19 protein-coding genes and 1 other annotated feature are annotated in these 23,395 nt (G+C 34.7%); of the genes, 12 read left to right on the top strand and 7 right to left on the bottom strand.

Features of this window, described 5'->3' with window-relative positions; all coding sequences use genetic code 11:
* The first annotated feature begins 76 nt into the window (after window positions 1-76).
* Window positions 77-895 (top strand): Cof-type HAD-IIB family hydrolase, encoded by an 819-nt coding sequence (locus tag QWC74_RS08955; protein WP_006784295.1) that lies wholly within the window; start codon window positions 77-79, stop codon window positions 893-895.
* Window positions 896-1,071: 176 nt separating this feature from the next.
* Here the strand turns inward: QWC74_RS08955 and leuS are convergent, their stop codons facing one another.
* On the bottom strand, window positions 1,072-3,507 hold the full coding sequence (gene leuS / locus QWC74_RS08950) for a leucine--tRNA ligase (RefSeq protein ID WP_006783417.1): 2,436 nt from the start codon (window positions 3,505-3,507) through the stop codon (window positions 1,072-1,074).
* Window positions 3,508-3,769: 262 nt separating this feature from the next.
* Window positions 3,770-3,984: a binding site (T-box leader), on the bottom strand.
* A 224-nt stretch (window positions 3,985-4,208) separates the two neighbouring features.
* Here leuS and QWC74_RS08945 point away from each other — a divergent pair.
* Both QWC74_RS08945 and QWC74_RS08940 read left to right on the top strand, forming a co-directional pair.
* Complete coding sequence (locus QWC74_RS08945) at window positions 4,209-5,162, top strand: TIGR01212 family radical SAM protein (protein ID WP_006783418.1); 954 nt, start codon at window positions 4,209-4,211, stop codon at window positions 5,160-5,162.
* Window positions 5,162-5,725, top strand: coding sequence for a class I SAM-dependent methyltransferase (locus QWC74_RS08940; protein WP_006783419.1), 564 nt, complete (start codon window positions 5,162-5,164; stop codon window positions 5,723-5,725). The genes QWC74_RS08945 and QWC74_RS08940 overlap by 1 nt, the downstream gene beginning before the upstream one ends.
* A gap of 10 nt (window positions 5,726-5,735) precedes the next feature.
* On the opposite strand, the gene QWC74_RS08935 is transcribed toward QWC74_RS08940, so the two are convergent.
* The gene (locus tag QWC74_RS08935) at window positions 5,736-6,773 is read right to left on the bottom strand and encodes a DUF2600 family protein (protein ID WP_006783420.1); all 1,038 of its coding nucleotides are present in this window, start codon (window positions 6,771-6,773) and stop codon (window positions 5,736-5,738) included.
* Window positions 6,774-7,178: 405 nt separating this feature from the next.
* Here QWC74_RS08935 and QWC74_RS08930 point away from each other — a divergent pair, with 405 nt between their 5' ends.
* The 3 genes from QWC74_RS08930 (at window position 7,179) to QWC74_RS08920 (ending at window position 10,367) form a co-directional block, all read left to right on the top strand.
* On the top strand, window positions 7,179-9,305 hold the full coding sequence (locus QWC74_RS08930) for an alpha-amylase (protein WP_006783421.1): 2,127 nt from the start codon (window positions 7,179-7,181) through the stop codon (window positions 9,303-9,305).
* Window positions 9,306-9,369: 64 nt separating this feature from the next.
* On the top strand, window positions 9,370-9,786 hold the full coding sequence (locus QWC74_RS08925) for a YrvL family regulatory protein (RefSeq protein WP_006783422.1): 417 nt from the start codon (window positions 9,370-9,372) through the stop codon (window positions 9,784-9,786).
* A gap of 122 nt (window positions 9,787-9,908) precedes the next feature.
* Window positions 9,909-10,367: a universal stress protein gene (locus QWC74_RS08920; RefSeq protein WP_006783423.1), complete on the top strand. Its 459-nt coding sequence runs from the start codon at window positions 9,909-9,911 to the stop codon at window positions 10,365-10,367.
* A gap of 323 nt (window positions 10,368-10,690) precedes the next feature.
* On the opposite strand, the gene tpiA is transcribed toward QWC74_RS08920, so the two are convergent.
* The 3 genes from tpiA to QWC74_RS08905 form a co-directional block, all read right to left on the bottom strand.
* Window positions 10,691-11,443, bottom strand: a complete 753-nt coding sequence (gene tpiA / locus QWC74_RS08915; protein ID WP_006783424.1) for a triose-phosphate isomerase — start codon at window positions 11,441-11,443, stop codon at window positions 10,691-10,693.
* A gap of 32 nt (window positions 11,444-11,475) precedes the next feature.
* Window positions 11,476-12,564, bottom strand: coding sequence for a glycosyltransferase family 4 protein (locus QWC74_RS08910; protein ID WP_006783425.1), 1,089 nt, complete (start codon window positions 12,562-12,564; stop codon window positions 11,476-11,478).
* Between the two features lie 162 nt (window positions 12,565-12,726).
* Window positions 12,727-14,652, bottom strand: a complete 1,926-nt coding sequence (locus QWC74_RS08905) for a response regulator (protein ID WP_006783426.1) — start codon at window positions 14,650-14,652, stop codon at window positions 12,727-12,729.
* A gap of 416 nt (window positions 14,653-15,068) precedes the next feature.
* Here QWC74_RS08905 and QWC74_RS08900 point away from each other — a divergent pair, with 416 nt between their 5' ends.
* The 6 genes from QWC74_RS08900 to QWC74_RS08875 all read left to right on the top strand — a co-directional run bounded on the left by QWC74_RS08900 (window position 15,069) and on the right by QWC74_RS08875 (window position 22,194).
* Window positions 15,069-16,598, top strand: a complete 1,530-nt coding sequence (locus QWC74_RS08900) for a spore germination protein (RefSeq protein ID WP_006783427.1) — start codon at window positions 15,069-15,071, stop codon at window positions 16,596-16,598.
* 17 nt (window positions 16,599-16,615) lie between these two features.
* On the top strand, window positions 16,616-17,683 hold the full coding sequence (locus QWC74_RS08895) for a GerAB/ArcD/ProY family transporter (protein ID WP_006783428.1): 1,068 nt from the start codon (window positions 16,616-16,618) through the stop codon (window positions 17,681-17,683).
* Complete coding sequence (locus QWC74_RS08890) at window positions 17,680-18,894, top strand: Ger(x)C family spore germination protein (RefSeq protein ID WP_006783429.1); 1,215 nt, start codon at window positions 17,680-17,682, stop codon at window positions 18,892-18,894. The genes QWC74_RS08895 and QWC74_RS08890 overlap by 4 nt, the downstream gene beginning before the upstream one ends.
* A 242-nt stretch (window positions 18,895-19,136) precedes the next feature.
* Entirely contained in the window at window positions 19,137-19,949 is an 813-nt protein-coding gene (locus tag QWC74_RS08885; RefSeq protein ID WP_006783430.1) for a hypothetical protein, read from the top strand.
* 107 nt (window positions 19,950-20,056) lie between these two features.
* Window positions 20,057-21,367, top strand: coding sequence for an MATE family efflux transporter (locus QWC74_RS08880; protein WP_006783431.1), 1,311 nt, complete (start codon window positions 20,057-20,059; stop codon window positions 21,365-21,367).
* Between the two features lie 14 nt (window positions 21,368-21,381).
* Complete coding sequence (locus QWC74_RS08875; protein ID WP_006783432.1) at window positions 21,382-22,194, top strand: helix-turn-helix domain-containing protein; 813 nt, start codon at window positions 21,382-21,384, stop codon at window positions 22,192-22,194.
* A 24-nt stretch (window positions 22,195-22,218) separates the two neighbouring features.
* Here the strand turns inward: QWC74_RS08875 and QWC74_RS08870 are convergent, their stop codons facing one another.
* Together QWC74_RS08870 and QWC74_RS08865 are read right to left on the bottom strand one after the other, a co-directional pair.
* The gene (locus QWC74_RS08870) at window positions 22,219-22,773 is read right to left on the bottom strand and encodes a hypothetical protein (RefSeq protein WP_006783433.1); all 555 of its coding nucleotides are present in this window, start codon (window positions 22,771-22,773) and stop codon (window positions 22,219-22,221) included.
* A gap of 74 nt (window positions 22,774-22,847) precedes the next feature.
* Window positions 22,848-23,395, bottom strand: a 548-nt coding sequence (locus QWC74_RS08865) for an ATP-binding protein (RefSeq protein ID WP_288993983.1), incomplete at its 5' end; no start/stop codon positions are given.

The raw sequence follows: 23,395 nt of genomic DNA, 5'->3' as shown, positions 1-23,395 counted from the left end.
CTGATGATGAAACCTACTGTCGTTTTGAAATTCGATTAATCTATGCTATTATATTAACTAAGCCGGAGGTGTTAAAATGGAGAACAAAAAATTAATCGTAACAGATTTGGATGGGACTGCTTTACAAAGCTGGGAATCACTCGATCCTAAAACAAAAGAAGCTTTAATGAAAGCTAAAGAAGAAGGTCATATCGTTGTCATTGCAACAGGACGACCAGCTCGTGCTTCATTACATTTTTATAAAGAATTAGGTCTCGATACACCTATTATTAACTTTAATGGAGCATATATACATCATCCTGAAGATGATTCATTTGAAGATATCTTAGCTCAAATTCCAACAGAAGTTATTATTACATTATTCGATTCAGAATTACAAAATTACATCGTCAATGCATTTTGTGAATACAAAGATCACTTATATGTTTTACATCAAGGTGATACAATCCGTGATTGGTTCCATATTGACACCTGTACGTCAGTTAAATTTGGACCATTTAAAGAAACATTAGATGAGCATCCAAATGGCTTCTTACTTGAAACGAAAAAAGGAATGGCAGAAGAAGTCATGGCCTTTTTACGTGAACATTACTCTGATATCATTACATGCCGTAACTGGGACGGAGACAATGATAATATTATCGAAGTCTTTAAATCAGATACGAATAAAGCAACAGCAATTGAAAAACTAGCAAAATATTATAATATTGAGCCAAAAGATATCATCGCCTTTGGAGATGGAGATAACGATATTGAAATGTTAATGTATGCCGGAGTTGGGGTTGCCATGGACAATGCCATTGACAAATTAAAAGAAGCAGCCAATACCACAACCAAATCAAACAAAGAGAGTGGTGTTGCTCACTATTTAGAACAATACATCTTAACAAAATAACAAAAAAAGCATTCTCAATTTTGATGAGAATGCTTTTTTATTATAATATCTATCTAGTTTTAATATTTTATTCAAGCTGACATACTATGCGATAATCTATCATCATTTTTGGCAACTCAAACCCAATATAAAAAATCCCTCCAACGAAATAGTCTTCAGAGGGATTTTAAATTTCATTATTTTACAACAATATTGACTAATTTTCCTGGTACCGCGATTACTTTCACGATTTCTTTTCCAGAAATAAAGTTTTGAACATTTTCGTTTGCCATTGCTACTTCTTGCATTTCTTCTTTAGAAATCGTAGCCGGCACTTCGATACGTCCACGTAATTTACCGTTAACTTGCGCGATAATTGTAATCGTATCAGAAACTAATTTTGCTTCGTCATATGTTGGCCATGCTTCATATGTCATTGTCTCTTCATGTCCTAAAACTGACCAGATTTCTTCTGTCATATGCGGAGCGATTGGATTTAATAATTTGACGAATCCTTCTACATATTCACGAGGAATACTTGTTGCTTTATATGATTCGTTAATGAAGATCATCATTTGAGCGATAGCTGTATTGAAGCTTAATTTTTCATAATCTTCTGTGACTTTCTTAACTGTTTCATTGTAAACTTTATCTAATTTACCATCATTTTCAGCCACTACTTTTTCAGCTAATGTGTGCTCAGGAGTCACGAATAAACGCCAAACTCGATCTAAGAATCGACGGCTTCCATCTAACCCTTCTGTTGACCAGGCAATCGCAGCATCAAGTGGTCCCATGAACATTTCATATAAACGTAATGTATCTGCACCATGTGATTCTACGATATCATCTGGGTTTACAACGTTTCCTTTAGATTTAGACATTTTTTCATTATTTTCACCTAAAATCATTCCTTGGTTGAATAAACGTTGGAATGGTTCTTTCGTTTCAACAATTCCTAAATCGTATAATACTTTATGCCAGAAACGTGCGTATAATAAGTGTAAAACGGCATGCTCTGCTCCACCAATGTATAAATCAACTGGTAACCATTCTTTTAATAATTGTTTTGCTTCTTCTGTATTTAATCCCACATAGTCATTTTCTTGTTTTAAGATATATCCGATGTAGTACCAGCAGCTTCCTGCCCATTGTGGCATAGTATTTGTTTCACGACGACCTTTAACTCCGTCTTCACGTACAACTTCTAACCATCCTTTCGCATTTGCAAGTGGAGATTCTCCAGTTCCAGATGGTTTAATGTTATCCATAACCGGTAACTCGAGTGGTAATTGGTCTGCCTCTAAAACTGACATTGTTCCATCTTCCCACATAATAACTGGGAATGGTTCTCCCCAATAACGTTGACGAGAGAATAACCAGTCACGTAATTTATAGTTAACTTTACGAGATCCTTTTTGATTTTCTTCTAACCAATTAATGACAGCAGCTTTTGCATCTGTATTGTTCATTCCATTGATAAAGTCAGAATTAATGTGTGCAGCATCTCCTGTGAAGGCACCTTCTGTCATATCACCTTCTAAAACAGCTTTCATTGGTAAATCATATTTTTTAGCAAATTCAAAATCACGTTCATCATGTGCAGGGACCGCCATAACAGCTCCTGTACCGTAGCTTGCTAATACGTAATCTCCAATCCAGATTGGAACTAAATCTCCTGTGATTGGGTGAATCGCATAAGCACCTGTTGCAACACCTGATTTTTCTTTATTTAATTCTGTACGCTCTAAATCTGATTTTGCTTTAGATGCTTCTTGGTACGCTTCAACTGATGCACGGCACTCATCGCTTGTAATCACTGATACTAATGGATGTTCTGGTGCTAATACCACATAAGTCACACCAAATACTGTATCCGGGCGAGTTGTAAATACATCGAATGATTCTTCGTGACCCTCAATTTTAAAGTTAATTAAAGCCCCTTCACTTTTCCCGATCCAGTTGCGTTGCATATCTTTAATGCTTTCAGTCCAATCAAGACCATCTAAATCTTCAAGTAAACGCTCAGCGTAGTGTGTAATTTTAAGAACCCATTGTTTCATAGGCTTTTTGATGACTGGATGCTCTCCACGTTCAGACACCATTTTACCATCGACATTTAAAACTTCTTCATTTGCTAAAACAGTTCCTAACCCTTCACACCAGTTAACTTCGATATCTTTAATCTCAGCTAATCCCATATTATATAATTGAGTAAAAATCCATTGTGTCCATTTGTAGTATTTTGGATCTGTTGTATTTAACTCTTTATCCCAATCATATGAGAAGCCTAATGATTGAATTTGGTTACGGAATGTATTGATATTGATATCTGTAAATTCACGAGGATCATTTCCTGTGTTTAATGCATATTGCTCAGCAGGTAAACCGAATGCATCCCATCCCATTGGATGTAAAACGCGGTATCCTTGCATACGTTTCATACGAGATACGATATCAGTCGCTGTATATCCTTCAGGGTGACCAACATGTAACCCTGCTCCTGATGGATATGGGAACATATCTAATGCATAAAATTTAGGTTTTGACTTGTCTTCAGACGTTTTGAATGTCTTATTTTCAAGCCAATAGTTTTGCCACTTTTTCTCGATTTGTTTGTGTTCAAATGCCATGACGAATTCCTCCTGTGGGCTCATCCGTTGAAAAAAGATTCTCTTCTTTAAAGACTTTCTCCAGTTTTTGAGCAAATTTTTATTGTAGTCTAAATTTGACTTTTTAAAAGCAAATTCAGATGAACGATAACCTGTTCAATGCATAACTTATAATCCCAATTATTAGAAATAACTCCTAATAATTTGTGTCTATTACTTTTTTTTATACCTTAATAAAGGAAAGGTCTTCATTTTAAGGCATAAAAAAAAGTACCCTGAAAGTTCTAAGGACGTCATAAACGCGGTACCACCTTAGTTGTAAGACAAAAAACCAGTCTTACCTCTCCATTCTTTTAACGCAAGAAATACGGCAGCCATTACTAAAGTTTCACAACTGCAACTCCAAGGTGAGTTCACAAGTGTTCTGTGCGAATTTCCACCAACCATTCGCTCTCTAAAACAGACATCCTTACTACTAGTCCTCTTCATAGCTTTATAAGTTATTATAAGAAAGATTATATCAAAACTTTCATAAAATACAACATTTTTTAATAATTCTACGATAAAAACCGTGTTAAATTTCAAAGATTTTGTTCAGTATGATAAAATAATGAAAGAGAGATGACTAAATGCCTAATAAATCTGATCCTTCACTCTAGATTGACTTAGGCTAAGATTCATAAACATACGACGATATATTAGATTAGATAGGAGACGTTATCATGGATAATCCTTTTCAATATTCTTATTCAGACAAACGATATCACACGTTAAATTATCATTTACGTGAAAAATATAATCAAAAAATCTTTAAGGTTATGATCAATGCTGGATTTACATGTCCGAATATTGATGGTACTGTCAAGTACGGTGGATGTACGTTTTGTAGTACAAAAGGGAGTGGAGACTTCGCCGGAAAACCTGAAGATGATTTAAAAACACAATTTAATTCAGTGCGCGAAATGATGCATCAAAAATGGCCTGAAGCGGGATATATCGCCTACTTCCAAGCTTTTACCAATACTCATGCTCCCGTTGAGGTGTTAAAACGAAAATACGAAGCCGTTTTAGAATGTGATCCGAATATTGTCGGACTTTCAATCGGAACGCGTCCAGATTGTTTACCAGATGATGTGGTTGAGTATCTAGGTGAGTTAAATCAACGCGTGAATTTATGGGTTGAACTGGGGCTTCAAACGATGCACGATCAAACTGGAAAATTAATTAATCGCGGGCATGATTTTAAAACGCTTGTCGAGGGAGTTGAAAAACTTCGCAAACATAACATCGATGTGATTATCCATATTATTAATGGATTACCAGGAGAAACACGTGAAATGATGCTTGAAACAGCAAAAGCTGTTGCGAAACTTGACGTTCAAGGAATTAAGATTCACTTACTCCATGTCATCGATGGAACACCAATGCACAAAATGCTTGATAAAGGAATGCTTCAATTGATGGATAAAGATGAATACATCGATTTAGTCGTCGATCAATTAGAAATTCTACCACCTGAAATGGTCATTCATCGCTTAACGGGCGATGCCGTACGTGAAGAATTAATTGGTCCAATGTGGAGTTTAAAAAAATGGGAAGTCTTAAATGCGATTGATGCTCGTTTGAAAGAACGTCATACATACCAAGGACGTCTGTATAAGAAGGAGGAAGTGTAATGGCTCTAACACTTGAACGCGTCTTACCTTTCTCAAAGTCTCTATTGGAAAAAATTGTCTCTGCCGGAGAAACAGTAATCGACGCCACAGCTGGTAATGGATACGACACCTTATTTTTGGCAAAACTTGTTGGGGAGTCTGGTAAAGTATTTAGTTTTGATGTCCAACAAGAGGCCATCGATAGTACGAAGGCAAAACTTGAGGAAGCAAAACTTGAGAATGTTTCATTAATCCTTGATGGGCATCAACATGTTTTAAATTATGTCACGGAAGAAATCAGTGCAGCCATCTTCAACTTAGGGTATTTACCTGGTAGCGATCAATCGATTACAACGACTGGTGAAACAACGTGGAAAGCTGTGACTGATATGTTATCGCTACTTAAGAAAAATGGACTGATTATTTTAGTGATTTATCACGGACATGAAGAAGGAAAAGTTGAACGTCATTTTTTAGAAGACTGCTTAGCCACACTTGATTCAGGAACGACACAAGTTTTACAGTATCAGTTTGTCAATCGCCCTACTGCCCCATTTATTGTAGCCATTGAAAAAGTGCGATAAAGTCATTGCTTTATCGCACAAATTTAGATGCTTGATAATATAAAAACTTTCCTCTAAACCCAAGAGGCTTTAATAATTGTTTTTGAACCGACTGTAGTTTCGGTTCTTTTTTTATACCTTCTGCTAAGTATAAGGCGAAAAGACCATCGTTAATCGTCTGATGAAACTTAACCTCTGGTAAAGCTTTAACACTTCTTTGAGCACTCTGATACGTTTTTAAAAGGGTGTCTATTCCTTCTTCATATGTATCATAGTAGGAGAAGAAATTGAGTTCTCCGTCTCGGATATCTTCATTTAAATCGATCAAATAATCCATCATGATGTGTAATTGTTGAACGTATGGAAAACTACAATTGAAAATCACCTCAGGACGAACGTTGTATTTTGACTGATTCATTGCATAAGCAACCATCGTAAAAATCCCAAGTGTTGAGCCACAAGCCGCACTAAATTCATACCAAGTTAGATCCCCTCTTAATCTCTTTTGTGTCGCAACAAGTTGTTTAAGCTTGATTTCACGCTCATTGACATGTAGGTGTTTGTAAACTTGTAAATCAACATAAAGAGCAGCTAATTTAGTTAACCAAGCTGCATATAGGTCATAGTGAGGAATTTGATGCAAACATTTGCGACACATTCGAACGAGTCCAATAAGATATCCTCCATCGAGTTGTTGCGTTTGATATTGATAATAATTTAGTGTTGGGTCACTTATTTTAAACACATCTATCAAGGCTTGATGTAATCGTCTAAAGTTCGTTTCATTAATGAGTTTCGTTTGATCGACGAGGTTATCAAGATAATCACAGATTGTCTGATAGGCAGTCATAAATTTTAAATATTCAAATTGAGATTCAGTTGAAACTAAAGAGGCATAAAAAGAAGCCCCATAACAATGAAATGATTTACTCTCTAAACTAGCCAGTGCCTCTTTTTTTAAGGTTGGATCGGTAATCTGTTCCGCCTGTTTTTTATAAAATTCTAATAGTTGTTTCGTCTTGGGTTGATAGCTTTTAAAAAATCTTGAAATCAAGATTGGATAGATCATCTAACTCACCTCACCATCAAAAATGATTCTTTCTATATAAATAAACGTGATTTTTGTATTTTAAAATCAATTCCGTACTCTAGCTTTTGGATCCAAAGAGATTTCAGGTTCAAAAGCAAAAGTTTTCCAAGTTTGAAAAACTAATCTAGACTTATATAGTTTAGGACGATTGCTAACATTTCAAACAAGAAAATTAGACATTTTCTTAAAACCTTCATTATATTTTACATATTCTGATGTTTCCTTACAAAAGACTACAGTTTCAACTCTTCCAATTCAAACTCAATCGTTTCACTTCAAATGGGTAATCGGTTACAAGATTGTTTGAAATCGCTTATATTTATACTTTTTTTTACATGTAGATGCTATAATGAGACGTATAAATGGAGACAAGGAGGAATAGTAATGGCGCAACCAGCAAAAGAGGGAAGCAAATTAAAACAATTACTCGATATTCTAAAAAATCAAATAAACAATGTATCAGTTTATAATTATGTGGTTCCAGATTTATGGAATGCATGGAATTATGATGGGGACGAAGTGGTGCGCACAAGTTGGGGGGAAATTATGGTTAATCCATATAATTTCTATAGTCGCGTCATTGAATCATATATCTTACCAAAAGCTGAAGAAGGCGTTAATTATAATCAATCATTAAGCCAATTACATCATTCTTTCGTAGATAAACCAGGATATTTAGGTGGAGATTGGATTAAAAAAGCAACTGTTTATTCGATGATGGTTCGTACTTCAACATCATGGGATCATGATCGCAGTGGTGATTTAGAAAGTCAAAACATTTATGGATTAAAAGAGACAGGTACATTCGTTAAATCATTAGCCCTTTTACCACTACTTAAAAAAATGGGTGTTAATACAGTTTATATGTTACCTATTTCAAAATTCTCTTTAAAAGATAAAAAAGGTGAACTGGGTTCTCCTTATGGGGTATGTAACTTCTTTGAACTAGATCCTAGTTTAAAAGATCCAATGACAGGTTCAAATATGACAGTCGAAGAAGAATTCCAAGCTTTCGTTGAAGCTTGCCATATCTTAGATATGAAAGTCATGATTGATATTATTCCACGTACTAACTCGGTTGAAAGTGACTTAATTGTTGAACATCCAGATTGGTTCTATTGGGTATACACGGATACATTCCATGAGTATTATCCACCTTACGTACCAGGTCTTGGAGATACGTTAACACCAAAACCAGAATTTTTACCATATGTTTATCAATCAGAACAAGTATGGAATCATATTCGCAAATTCTCATACGCTCCAAATATAATCGATTCAGAGAAATGGGATCGTTTAGTTGAAGAATACAAACAAACAGAAGGTGCTTCTATTTTAGACCTAGTTAAACGTGACTTCGGATTAACAGTGGCTCCAGCCTTCTCAGATCATATCAATGACGTTCAACCACCATGGACTGATGTTACATTCTTCCGTATGTATATGGATCATCCAGTTGAAAGTCAAAAATATTTAGGTGGTGCAAATCCTGCTCCATACATTTTATTCGATACAATCAAATCAAACCTTTATAAAGGAAATGTGATTAATGAAGGCTTATGGGCAACATTATCAAACGTGATTCCATTCTATCAACAACAATACGGAATTGATGGAGCACGTATCGATATGGGACATGCTTTACCATCAGAACTTGTTGATCGTATTATTTCAAATGCTCGTGCAAATGATAAAGACTTCTGCTTCATTGCTGAAGAATTACAAGATGAAAATGCTTGGACATCTCGTAACATCGGTTATAACATGATCATCGGTTACGGATTCTACCAAGAACCACGTGTCAGAGAACACCGTACTCATAACTTTATGTATGAATCTCGTCACTTACCTTGCCCAGTATTCGCAGGTGGTGAAACACATGATACTCCACGTCTTGCAGCACGCGAAGGTGGACGTACATTATCTAAAATGTTAACGATTATGAATATGTTTATGCCGAATGGAGTTCCTTTTATCAACTCTGGTCAAGAGGTTTATGAAACACAACCTATGAACACTGGACTCGATTGTCGTGATAATGAGCAATACATGTTACCAGCAGGAGACCGTTACTTCGGTAAATTAGCCTTATTTGATAAATTTGCACTTCATTACTTAAATCATATGCGTTGGGATATTCCTGATACATTAGACGCTATCTCAAAAATCCGTAATGAGCATTTAGAAACCTTCACTAATGTTGAAAACTTCATTGGACTTGGATTTGATCGTCTGTCTGATCCTGCTATTGGATTCGGTTATATCGAAGACGGAAAACGTGGACACTTCAACAATAATCTTTTCATTATTGTCGCTAGTACAAACATGTACTCTCCAATCGATGTAACCGTTCATATTGAAGATTTACGTTATCAATCAGGTAACAACTGGTTAACAGGACGTTTACTGTATTCAACACATGAATGGGGACGCGAAGTTCATGAATTTGATTTAAATGGAAATTTAAGAGTTCATTTACAACCAGGTGAAGTTAAAATTATCAAACTATAAGAATCATGCTATAATTAAAGGTAACATCAACAGATGTTACCTTTTTTATATGGAGGAGTATGAAGTGAAAATCTTAAAAAATATTCTGGGCTATAGTGCTGGAATTTTGCTCTTAGGGGCTGCCATGGTTCTTCCGATTCTTGGACTGTTATGGTTTTCTGGTATCAAATATAATTCTATCTGGGCATTATTTTCTTATTTAGCTCTTATTATGTTATTAAGCTTTCCAATCGAAGCTCTCGAAAAATTTGTAACCCATGCACTCAGTACTGGACTGAATCTCTCAAAACAAAATATGATGCGTTTGGATCGTACACTTGATTTCTTGACATCACTTTGGATCATTCATTTTGTAGATGAATGGATGCCTCATGTGGTTATTTCAACAACTGGAGAAATTATTTTTGCGGTGTTATTGATTTTATTCACGATTTTTTTGGAGAAGAAAAACAAGGAATTAGACGAATCATTGAATGAATAATCCTCCTAATAAGGAATATACTAGTTATATACCATATATAGGTAAATAATGATAGCGTTTTACTTTATTTTGGTGTATAATAATAGTAGATTAGGAAGTTCCTATCGAAAGGAGGATACAGCATGTATCGTAATATCTTAGTGGCCGTTGATGATAGTGAAAAGTCAAAATTAGCCCTCAACTCTGCTATACATTCTGCTGTTGTATTTAATTCAAAATTGACGATTTGTCATATTAAAAAAAATACCATTATCTATACTCCAATTGATCCAACTGGAATGTTATCAACCACTCATATTTTCAAACAAGATTTCTCAAATTACATGGATGAAGAATTAGAGAAATACAAAGAAATGGCTTTGAATCAAGGCGTTAAAGAGGTTGAGATTGTCCAAACGTATAGTTCATCACCAGGGCTTGCAATTGCTGAAGTTATTGCTCCGGGATATGAGGTAGACTTAATTGTATGTGGAGCAAGTAATAAATCTGGATTTGACCGTTTCTTACTTGGAAGCGTCTCATTCGATATTGTAAAGCATGCAAAATGCGATGTTAACATCATTCGTAATCACGAAAAATAATAAATAAAAAGATGCCATTTCTAACTAGAGGCATCTTTTTTATTTTTCATCTCTTGTTTTCTTAAATTCCCATCGTCATTTTATCATCATTTATACCATCTATTCTGTTATAACAGGACGTATTAATGCCTATCAATCAACCGGTAACAACTATCTAAGCATAAGTTATGTTAATCCACTCTACTAGGCTACAATACTCATCCAAAAAAATATAATATCTTTGAAAACCTTAAATGATTGGCATTGAAGGTGTTTTTCTTCTCTTTTAAATACATAGCTCATTAAAGAAAAAGACGTTAGGCCTACCACCTAACGTCTTTTGTTTATCCTTGATAATTAACTAAAGCTAAGAATGATTGAGGATCAAGTGATGCTCCACCAACTAATGCTCCATCAATATGTTCTTGAGCCATTAACTCTTTAATATTTGATGGATTAACTGATCCACCATATTGAATGCGTACAGCTTCAGAAACTTCTGTTCCATATACTCGTTCAACAACTGAGCGAATATAACCAATGGTTTCATTTGCTTGTGCAGCTGTTGCAGTACGCCCCGTTCCAATAGCCCAAATTGGTTCATAAGCAATGATAACATTTTTTACTTGTTCTGGCGTTAATCCTTCTAAAGCTTTCACCGTTTGAGTATCGACAACTTCATTTGTTGTCCCACCTTCACGGTCCGCTAAAGATTCACCGACACACACAATCGGAATTAAATGATTCGCGAAAGCAGCATGAACTTTTTTATTAACTGTTTCATCTGTCTCATTAAACATTTCACGGCGCTCGCTGTGACCAAGCACAACATAAGAGACACCAATTCCTTTTAACATATCCGGAGCAACTTCACCTGTATAAGCACCATTTTCTTCAAAGTGCATATTTTGTGCTCCAATACGAAGTGCATTTCCTTGACGTTTCACTAAACAACGTAAATATGGAAATGGTGCACAAATAACTGATTCAACAGTTTCTGATGATACAACGTTATCTTTAACCGCATAAATAAACTGTAACGCCTCATCTCGTGTTTTATTCATTTTCCAGTTTCCAGCAATAATTGGTTTTCTCATTTTTCTCCACCTCTAAGTTATCATGATTTCTATTATTCAACAGAAGAGGTCGTTCCCTCAACTTTCTCCTCTGCCTTCTTCTTATTTTTTGATTTTGATCTAAATAACCCCGTTGTGTTAAAGACTAACTCAACAACAACAATCGCAATCACTAACATAACTAATCCATAGAATTTCGATGAAACAGTATATAAAATAGCTGTTAACGAGAATAATAAAGCAATTCCATATAACACTAAAACACTTTTAACATGCCCTAAATTACGATCTAGTAATTGATGATGAACATGTCCACGGTCTGGTGCAAACGGTGATTGACCATTTAATGTACGTCTAATAATGGCCCATAGCGTATCGAAAATTGGAATCGATAAAACGATAATTGGAACAATGAATGAGACGAATGCTGCATTTTTATATCCAAGTAAAGAAAAGACAGAAACTGAGAATCCTAAAAATAATGATCCTGTATCTCCCATAAACACTTTAGCTGGATGGAAATTATGCACTAAGAATCCAAGAGTTGATCCTAGTAATAAACAACACATCGTTGCAACAAAAAGTTCTCCTTGAAAAGCTGCTAAAAACGCCATGGTTCCAAATGAAATCGCAGAAATTCCAGAAGACAACCCATCTAATCCATCAATCAAGTTAATCGAGTTGGTCACCCCAACAATCCAAACAACTGTGACGATTCCGCCTAACCAGCCTAAATCAATAACAGGAATAAACGGCAAGTAGATTTTATCAATCATAAAATGACCGTATGAGACCATAATGAGTGCTGCAACTAGTTGAGCCAATGCTTTCGGTTTAGCTGGAAGTTCAAACATATCATCGAGCATTCCTGTGACGATAATGACAAATGAGGCAATAAAGTAGGCATCAATAAATGCAATCTCACTCGCATCCAGTGCCTTTCCCTTTACATTGAATACCATGTATCCAATTAAAAAGGCAATGTAAATAGCGAGTCCTCCCATTCGTGGCATCACTTTACTGTGAACTTTTCGTTGATTTGGTTGGTCAACTGCATTCGTAAAATGAGCCAATTTAATCACATACGGCGTAATTACTACCGCTAAAATAAAGCAAAAGCTTATGACTAATAGGTAAATCATAATGACACCTCAATATTTAATTTTTTCTGTTATTATACCACAAATTTCATCTGTTTAGAATAATAGCTCAAAAAAGAACTTCACAAACCCTTAAAATTTCAAATAAAATCCACATATTATCCATGTATAACCAAAAATAAAAGGTAGTATAAACTCTACCCTTTATCGTTTAATTTGGTCTTCAATACGCCCTAGTTCATCTGTTACTTCCATGAACTCTTCGAGGAAGATACTTAAAATATCTTCAAATCCCGCTTCAGCTTTTAAAGCAGATTCTAATTCACGACTATATTCGTATAACTCATCTGCTCCTAGTTGTGCGGATAACCCTTTAATCGTATGAACCGTTCGAATAGCATCTTCTAAGTTCGATTCAATCAACTGAGGTAGATGTTCTACAATCATATAGAAATGTTTTCTAAAATTATGAGCGATGCGTAAATATAACCTAACGTTTCCTGCAATGCGTTCTAAAGCATATGAAATATTTAAAGACATTGATAACTCAATTAACTGTTCTGCTTTAATTGGTTTAACATCGAATGGTTTAGGGTTGATAACACTATAAACACCACTTGATAACGTATAGTGGTCTACCGGTTTTGGAACATATGCATCTACTCCATGACGTAAAATGAAATCTAACTCAAAACGATCACTAACTCCCGTTAATAAAATAACTTTAGCATCCGGATTAATGAGCTTAATCGCTTTAAAAGCTTCCACGCCACTTAAACCAGGCATGATAACATCGAGCAAGATACAATCATATTGATTTGCTGCTTTAGCATAATGTTTAACGGCTTGTTTTGGATCTGAAAAAGCAACCACACTATATCCAAAACTCTCAAGTAACGCCTCCGTAATTTCAAGATTTGATAGTTCATCATCAATTAATAAAATCTTCCCCGCACCCCGTGGAATAGATTCTTCGTTAATGACTTCTTCAATTCCATGATTGATTGGAAGATACAGTGTAAATGTTGTTCCTTTCCCAACGACTGACTCTAATGTAAGTGCTCCATTATGTGAGCGAATCGCATCGACAACTCCTGCAAGTCCCATTCCGGTTCCTTTTCCTACTTCTTTTGTTGTAAAGAATGGTTTGAAGATTTTATGTTGTAAACGTTCTTCAATTCCACAACCGGTATCTGTGATTTTTAAAATAGCATAGTCATTAGGCGTAATATTTGTATTCAAAAGATTTCCAGGAATGCTCTCCATTTGAGCATGTGTTAAAACTAATTCAATTCTCCCCTGACCTTTAATAGCATCTCGAGCGTTAATACATAAATTTAAAATCGCATTATTAAGCTGCGAAGAATCCCCTAAAATAAAATATTCATCTGGTTCAATTTGTAAATCGATACAAATTCGACGATCAATCGTATGTTTTAACATATTAACTGTATCTTTTACGATGGGAACTAAATCGATATTCATTCGTTTACTTTCCGGTTTATGTGAAAAAGCTAATAGCTGACGCGTTAATTCAGTTGAATGACGAACTGATCGCTCAATCCCATCCATATAACGAAGCAATGTTTCATCTTCTGTCATCGTTTTCATGAGCGCTACATAACCTAAAATCCCATTTAACTGATTATTAAAGTCGTGACTAACCCCACTAGTTAATTGACCAAGTGCCTGTAATTTTTCTAACTGCCCATCGATGACATCATGGCGCTTTTTATTGGTGACATCAATAATCATCCCCTGAACAACTAACACTTTGTCATCATCAAACACTTTTGCACATTTTATCATTAACGTTTCCCATGGCTCATGTTTATGACGAAGTAATAAATCCTGAGTCAGAATAACCTCTGGACTCAATAAAAAACTTTCAATGATTTCATTGATTGATTCATTTTCAAATAAACTTTGAGATTTAGAATGACGATTTGAATGCCCCTCAACATCTAAAAGTTGTTTCACTTTTTCCGTTACGTACCAAGTATTTTCATTCACTTTATATTCAAAAAAACCGCAAGCCAACTCTAATAAATTAGTATACCACGAGGGACTCCCCACTGTATCAACTTCATCATAAATTTTAACTAACCTATCCATTTCAATAATTCTCATAAAATCACCTGTTAAGTTCTAACAGAAACCCCACTTTCTACTTAAAGATTTCGATACTAATAGGTATCCCCAATACCATTTAAGTATATACATTCTTTTTCAAATTATTTCCTTTTATATCACTCCTATTATAAAGGTTTTCATAAATAGATTCAATGAATTCGCTAATTTAAATGTAGAAATACTTGGAATGTCGTAAATATCATGTTAAAAACATATTTTTTTATTCAAGAAATTTAAACAATTAAAATCCCGTTTATCTGTTGAAGCAAGAGAAATCGAATCTTTCATTATTGTCACATGACACAAATTTAAAGAAAATTTTATGGTAATTCATATCTTCTATTGTCTTTTTTAGAATAGATTTCTAAATAATTCAAAAAATATATAGACAAAAAATGAAAATAGGTGACGATATGTTCAAATTTATCCGAAGTAAACTATCTTATTTGAAGAACCCCTCACTTTATCAATATAAACCCGCTCATTCAAGTACTAACGCTGAACTACTTTCAAAGAATTTAACTGAAACGCTCCAAAGATTAAAAGAAAAATATCATGATTCGGCTGATTTAGTTATAAAAGAGACGACGATTAAAGGACGAAAGATTGCATTTATTACAATAGAATCTATGGTCGATATGACTCAGCTATCTGAAATGGTTCTAGCCCCAATGATGAACTTAGAATTAAACGACATAAAAAAAACAAATCTAAGTTCATTTATTAAAGATCACCTCGCGATGGGAGTTGATATTAAGGAGATTTCAACTTATGAGGAAATCTTTCATATGATTATGTCCGGATCAGTCACCATTCTAATTGATGGATATCAAGAAGCCATTGCATTCTCTATGGTCGGCTATGCATTTAGATCCCCCGATGAACCGTCAGGTGAAACTAATATACGCGGTTCTAGGGAGGGATTTTGTGAAGTCATTCGAATTAACATGACAATGGTTAGACGACGATTAAAATCTAATCATTTAAAATTTGAATTACTACAAGTCGGAAAAAAGAGCAACACAGATGTTTGTCTGATGTATTTAACCGATAAAGCAGATCCTGAATTATTAGCTTATATTAAGGATAGGCTAAATAAAATCAATTTAGACGTTATTCTGGATACAGGTTACCTGATTCCCTTTTTAGAAGGTAAACCCTTTTCAATCTTTTCAGACATCGGTACAACCGAAAGACCAGATTTTGTTTGTTCTAAACTTTCAGAAGGAAGAATTGTGCTTCTAGTAGATGGGTCACCCTTCGCTATTTTCTTACCTTTCTTTTTTTCTGATCATTTTCAAAATCTTGACGATTATACGACTCAACCTGTTTACGTATCATTTCTACGTATCATTAAATATATTGCCTTTATCCTCACTACCTTACTACCTGGGCTCTATGTTGCACTTGGAAATCATCATCCCGAACTACTGCCTGAAATCTTACTCTACAGAATTGCTACTTCAGAGCAAACAACTGCTTTTCCTTTAATCTATCAAGCTTTAATCATTGCCTTAATCTACGAGATTATGCGTGAAGCTGGACTGCGTCTACCTCGGCCAGTTGGGACCGCAGTTAGTATTATTGGTGCTTTGGTAATAGGTGATGCTGCTGTTCAAGCTGGACTTGTCGGTACACCAATGGTCATGATTATTGCACTAACAGCCATTTCAGAATTTGTTATCCCTTCATTACATGTTCCATCCTCTTTTTTAAGAATGACTTTTATTTTATTAGGAGCTGCTCTTGGTTTATACGGGATTGCACTCGGTATATGCGGACTATTCATCAATTTATGCGCTCTCCATAATACAGGTTATTCTTATATGACTCCATTAAGTCCATTAAAATTTAAAGCCCTAAAAGATACAATATTGAGGTTTAGTCTTAAGCACACGAATTCTTCGATGGATAATGTTAACCATTCATCTAATGAAGACTAAAGATAAGGATGATATCCATGAAAAAACCATTGAGTACCGCCCAATTAGTCATATTATTATTCTTCTGTCGACACTACTCACTTTTAACCTATACCAATAGTGAACAAGCACTAGAAACCAGTTTATACGCCATTGTAATAGCTGATATAATCAACCTACTATTTTTAATTCCTGTATTTTTATTGTTAAAAAAAAATCATTCACGTAACCTTATGGCAATCGCTCAAGATATTTCTCCATTTTTAAATAAGCTGATTTATCTTGTACTTTTTGTCTTTTTTATTCTCACTACCTTTATTTCATTAACCGAGTTTGGAACCTTTATGACAACTACTATTTTTCCAACTACTAGTTCGGCAATTATTCTGTTTAGCATGTTAATTTTTTGCATGTATGCTGCCATAAATGGACTAGAAACAATCGCCAAAACAGCTTCACTCCTTTTACCCATGATTATTATAGGGATTCTTCTTATTACCTTCTTTTCCATGTCTAATATTGATTTTGATAATTTTAGACCCATTTTAGAAAATCCAATCTTAACCATCATAAAACGTGCATGGACCATCTCAATTAGAAATATCGAATTAGTTGCGCTTATTTATTTACTGCCGTTTTTTAATGGAAGTAATAAAAAAGTGGTTGGTGGATTCTTAGGATCTTACACCGTGTCACACGCACTCTTAATCTTCATGACAATTGCTGTTCTTGGCGAATACGCCTATGTCCAACAATATCCCTCCTACTCTATTGCAACTGTCGCTAAATTTTCAATTTTCCAAAGACTTGATTCCTTATATATGGGGATTTGGGTCTTTACCGGATTTATTAGAATCTCTTTAAATCTGTGGTTATCTATCCATCTCTTAAAATATTTAGTTCCTGCTAAATATCATAAATTTCTTCTTTTAATGACTTCAATCATTTTATTTATTGTCAGCCTATATCGTAATTATTTCTTTAATATTTCATTAGCAGAATCTATTTTTCTTATTCATACGGTCCTATTTATCACTTGTCTCATCTTTTTCCCTCTACTATTGCTTATCATCCAAAAAATTTTTAAAAAGGAATCTTACTCATGATAAAAAAACTAATCTTCTCTTCTTTTATCTTCTGTTTTTTAACAGCCTGCACCAATATAAAACCTCTGAGTGAGAGATTAATTGTAGAGGTTATAGGAATAGATTATGATGCCCAAAATGGTGAATACAATTTGTCTATTCAACTATTTACACCACAGGGAGGAAGTAGTCCCACTACCATTGATCCTACTCAATCCAATACCAAACTAGTAAATGCTACAGGGGAAAGTATGTATGAAGCCTTACAAAATGCAACATTATCGATTGGTAATAGTTTCTTTTATGGAGATACACGTATTATTATTTTAGGAGAATCTGCTTCAAAAAACTGTTTCCAAGAAATCATGGATTTTTTAAGTAACTTTAGCGAAACGAGTGCTAATCTAATGATTGTCACAACTAAAGGCCCCGCTTCCGAATTATTAAAGTTAAATATCACAGAAGGGATTACTCCTGCTGTCGGGATTACTAATTTATTAAAAAACTCTCGACTTACAGGGGAAGGGATAGAACTCTCTTACCTCGAAGCGATGCAAGGATATCTTAGCAAAACCCTTTCTCCTATTTTACCAGTTGTTTCTTTAACACAAGAGAAATCTAGTAGCGAGACTGCTGTCAATGGAAGTTCTAGTGAAAAAAATGATAGTCATTCATCTTCCGAAATTTCAAATACTGCTCCAATTAAACTTGATGGCACGGCATTATTTCTCAATAAAAAATTGATTGGCTATCTTAATCAAAATGAAACAAAGGGTCTGGCTATAATTAGAAATAAGCTTGATTCAACTCATTACACGGCAAAGATAGAAAAACTTAAATATGCTAATGTATCACTCTACAACTTAAAATCAACTATTAAAGTTGAACAAGAAGGAGATCAATTTAGTTTAAAAATAATCATTAAAACCCAAGGAGATATCAAAGCCTTTACGTTTGCCGATAACGTAAATAGCTTAAATGATGACGATATCCGGCAATTAGAAAAAGAAATTGAAAATCAAATTAAATTTGACTGTGAGCAAACCATCACCAAGTCAATGAAAGAATTTAATGTTGATTTATTTAGGATAGGTGATAAAGTTTGGAAAAAAGATGCTAAAGCATATCCAAAAATTAGAGATAACTATGCCGATTTTATAAAAAACTTAGATGTCACACTCGATATCCATGTGAATATTAATCGAATTGGATTAGAAAATATCTTAAAATAATGAAATTTAAATCGTTACTCAAACAAGATAAAAATCATTGATAGATAGGACAGCATTTCCTAATGATCTAGTCTTATTGCTATATCATATCTTCATTTTCTTTAGGACTAAAAAAGGCACTGATTAGTGCTTTTTTTAATCCGTTAAAATCACTTTTATAAAAACTTGGAAGACATGTTAAGACTATTAGGCATATGCTATAAGTGAATTAGTTTGAATTTTTATGAAAAGAGGGGATGAGCGTGAAAGAGAGTCAATTAAAACAATTTCGTTCAAAATTAAATAAGACCGTAGAAGAAATTCCTGAATCTACACCCGAAGAAGAAATGACCCATCAACTGATTGAAGCCTTATCAGATAAAATCGATGATATGAATTTATTTATTTCACAAACACAAGCACTGCTTTCCCAATCATCCCTTCAAAATAAATCTGATGTTCGCTCTTGTTCAACTGAATCCTCTACGTCTAACGGTAACTCTAACACCTCTACTTCATCTGATGCCTCTTCAAATCAGACTGCTTCATCTTGTGATTGTTCAACTAATACGACTTCGGCTAGTACTAATTCAGCTAATACGACTTCATCCAATGATACTGATGAGCGAATTGGAATTGTAGGCAGTGGCATTGGAGGAACAGCAGGTTCAAAAAAAATAAGCCCTGATACTTTTCTTTTAGGATCTAGTAATTATGAATACTACTCACCAGATAAAACAAACTATCTCTATGGATTTACCAACTCTGAATTTTTTGCTTTTATTGGGGCATTAGACCCTATTGAATATATTCTTGTCATTACTGTCATTTCTATTTTAATCGCAACTCAATTAAATACTAATGAGCAACAACTTGTGGGAGGTGCCTTAATCGACATTGGAGTCACCATTGGGAATATTGTCGAACAAACCCTATTCCAACAAGCGCGTCAAAATGAAATCAATACTAAAAAACGTCAAGCGGCCTTTCAAACCGATATCAGTAATATTTACAACAGCCTTGTCACCTTACAAGAAGAAATTAATGCCTTAAGAGATGAGCTTAATCTAGATTAATTGACCTGCAAAAGCACTCCGTCCTTTTGCTTTTTTAAAAAAGTCATTGACTCTCCACTTACTATACAGTTTACAATAAAACATGATAGAAAAGGAGAGTTGATAAAATGACTAAAAAGTTTTTAAGCTATGCCATTCCCTCAGCACTAGCCATGTTCGTAGCTTCCCTATACACCGTCATTGACGGAATCTTCATCGGAGCTGGAGTTGGAGACACAGCCCTGGCTGCCATTAATCTTGTCATTCCTCTAACCATCATGTTATTTGGAATGGCAACTATGTTTGCTGTTGGTGGTGGCGCTTTAATTTCCAAAAATCTCGGAAACAATGACCCCCAAAAAGCTAACCACCTGTTTAGGCAAGTCTTTAAATTTTTACTCATCATTAGCTTGGTGATTAGTTTTATTTGTGTTATCTTCACAGGTCCTATTGTCAAAGGACTTGGTGCAACCCCTGATTTAATGAGCGATGCTAAAACATACCTCAGATTCTATTCACTATTTTGCATTCCAAACATCATTGGAATTGCCTTAAATAGTTTTATCCGAAATGACAGTCGTCCAAAACTAGCGATGATAGCAACCATCCTTGGAGCCATCACTAACATCACCCTTGATTATCTCTTCATTTTCCCGCTTCAAATGGGATTACGTGGTGCTGCCATCGCAACAGGGCTTGGACAAATCGTAACCGTAGCAATTCTACTTCCACACTTCATCAAAAAACGTGGATCGCTAAGCTTTGGAAACGTCAAATTAGACTTTACCGTCATCAAAGAATTTTCAAGTATTGGATTCCCATCCTTCTTTGCTGAAGCCGCCTTTTCCATTATTATCTTTCTGACAAACATCGCCCTAATCCAAACCGTTGGTGAACAAGCCATCACCTCATACAGCATCACCAACTACCTGACCACTCCAATCTACATGCTATTACTTGGTTTAGCATTCGGAGCACAACCTCTTTTAAGCTACCATTTTGGAGCCAAAGAACCTCACACCATGTTAAAATACTATCGATTAACCATTATCACATCTTGTATCATTAATCTCATCTTTATTGGGCTCTGTTTCTTCTTAGGACGTCAAATGATCAGTATTTTCACCCAAGATGCACAAATTATTAATATGACCTATATCGGGCTTAATATCGTCAACCTTGCCTTCACCGTAATTGGCATCAATTTAGCGACTACCATCTATTATCAAGCGATTGAACAACCAAAATACTCAAACTGGATTTGTGCTTGTCGCTGTATCATCTTTTTACCCGTTGTCCTACTCATCCTGTCATTCCTTTTTGGCATTCATGGTATTTGGGCAAGTCTACTCGTCTCAGAACTTTTCACGATGCTGACCTTCTATTTCAGAACCAATATGACTCAACTAACAACTAACGCTATCGAAACTTATGCCTAAGGAGTTGAAGAGACATGTCTACCTATTTTACAATTGGTGAAATTGCGAACATGTACAACCTTTCCATCCAAACATTAAGACATTACGATAAAATTGGACTTCTAAGTCCTGCTTATACTAACCCTAAAACGGGATATCGCTACTACTCGATTCAGCAATTCGTTAAAATTGACTTCATCAAACATGGAAAAGCACTTGGCATGACACTAGATGAAATTAAAGTATTAATAAAAAAAGACCTCGACTTATTCGCTTTAACAGACGTTTTAAATAAGCAAAAACTTCAAATCAAACAAAAAATAATTGAACTTCAAGAAATTGAACAACACATCAACAATCTACAGGCAAGGTTATCTGAAGTTGAAACCTTTGGCCTAAATAAACCCTTTTTAAAAAGCGAAGACAGTCGTCACTTTATTCGCTACAACTACGTTTCAAAAAATGAAATTGAAGTTGAAATCAACATCCGAAATGTCGTACTTGATATGGAAACTAAATATGGTCGTCATAACTCTGAACTCGTACTGGAAGCCAACTATGAGATTTTAAAATCAGAAAATCGTGTTCAGTACGATCAAATGCTCATTAAACTATTAGATTCTACCTCTTCAAACACAACATTAGAAGCGGGAACCTATGCGACATTATTTTATGACGACCATTATGGAAACAATAAAATCTATTATAGTCAACTAGAAGAGTTTATCTCTAAGCAACGACTAACCCCACTTAGCGATGTTTATGAATTTGTGATTATGCCTCGTATTGATCAAAATGGGATTGAAAAATCCATCACCCAACTTCAAGTCCTAGTCAAAAAATCCTGAATGCACATGCACTCAGGATTTTTTTTATAAATCAGCCCCATCATTTAATAAAAATCCAACAACTTGACGAATATCTTCATTCACATAAACTTTAATGATGCGTTGATTTAAATCTTCAAATCGGTAAATGACGTCATTTCCATCTTTTGATGAATCGAGCAATGATACGGTATCGGCTAACTGATGCTCACTTAAAAAACTCACGGCTAATTGTTCTAAGCTTTGTTCGTGATACTCACTATCTTTTGTATTAATATCAAAACGAATTCCAATTAATTGCCCCTCAATATATTCACCGACAATGCGATTCACATCATTTTCTTTTGGCTCACGATCTAGCACTAATCCAACACGGTCACCCTTATAATTGACCTGTGTGTCTTCTTCAGCTAAATCAGTTGATTCATAAACACCTACAGAATAATCATTTAAATCAATGCTTTGATGAAAATATAATTGATAATCCTCTACTAATTGATTAACCAGCGTTTTAACTTCTTCTGAGGGGACTTCATTCGCACACCCTGATAATATCAAAACTCCTACCGATAGAAATAAAACTAGTCTCAACCACTTCATTGATGCACTTCCTCCTTAAAAAACAACCTAAAATGCAACTTTAATAGTTACAGTATGGCAATTTTTAGAGGAAATTATTTAAAAATTAATAAATTTCCTTGTGGAAAAATCAATTTAACAGTCGTTCCTTTGTTCACTTCCGAATCGAGATAAATTCCAATACTTAACTTATTACACAGTTTTTTACACAAATAAAGTCCCATTCCCGTCGACTTACCAAAAATGCGACCATTTTCACCTGTAAATCCTTTATCAAAAACACGTCCTAAATCTTTCTCACTAATGCCTACCCCATTATCCTCAATCCTTAAAATAATTTGCTGATTATGCACGTTTGATGAAATCTTAACCACAGCATTCTCAGGTTTTGAATACTTAATGGCATTCACCACTAATTGATTAATAATAAATTCAACCCACTTTAGATCACTCAATAAGCAACCCTCGATTTCACCTAAATCGACGGAAACTTTCTTTAAAATAAAGTCTCGTGAATTTTGACGAATCACCTTCATCACAACAGATTTCAACTCAAACTCTTTAATCACATAATCTTTACTGACATCATTGCTTCTCGCATAATAGAGTGCCTGTTCAATAAAAGCTTCCACCTTTTTCACTT

This window comes from uncultured Turicibacter sp. (assembly GCF_938044715.1).
In the GTDB taxonomy this organism is placed as follows: domain Bacteria; phylum Bacillota_I; class Bacilli_A; order MOL361; family Turicibacteraceae; genus Turicibacter; species Turicibacter sanguinis.
This window is presented reverse-complemented; position numbering and strand designations above follow the sequence as displayed.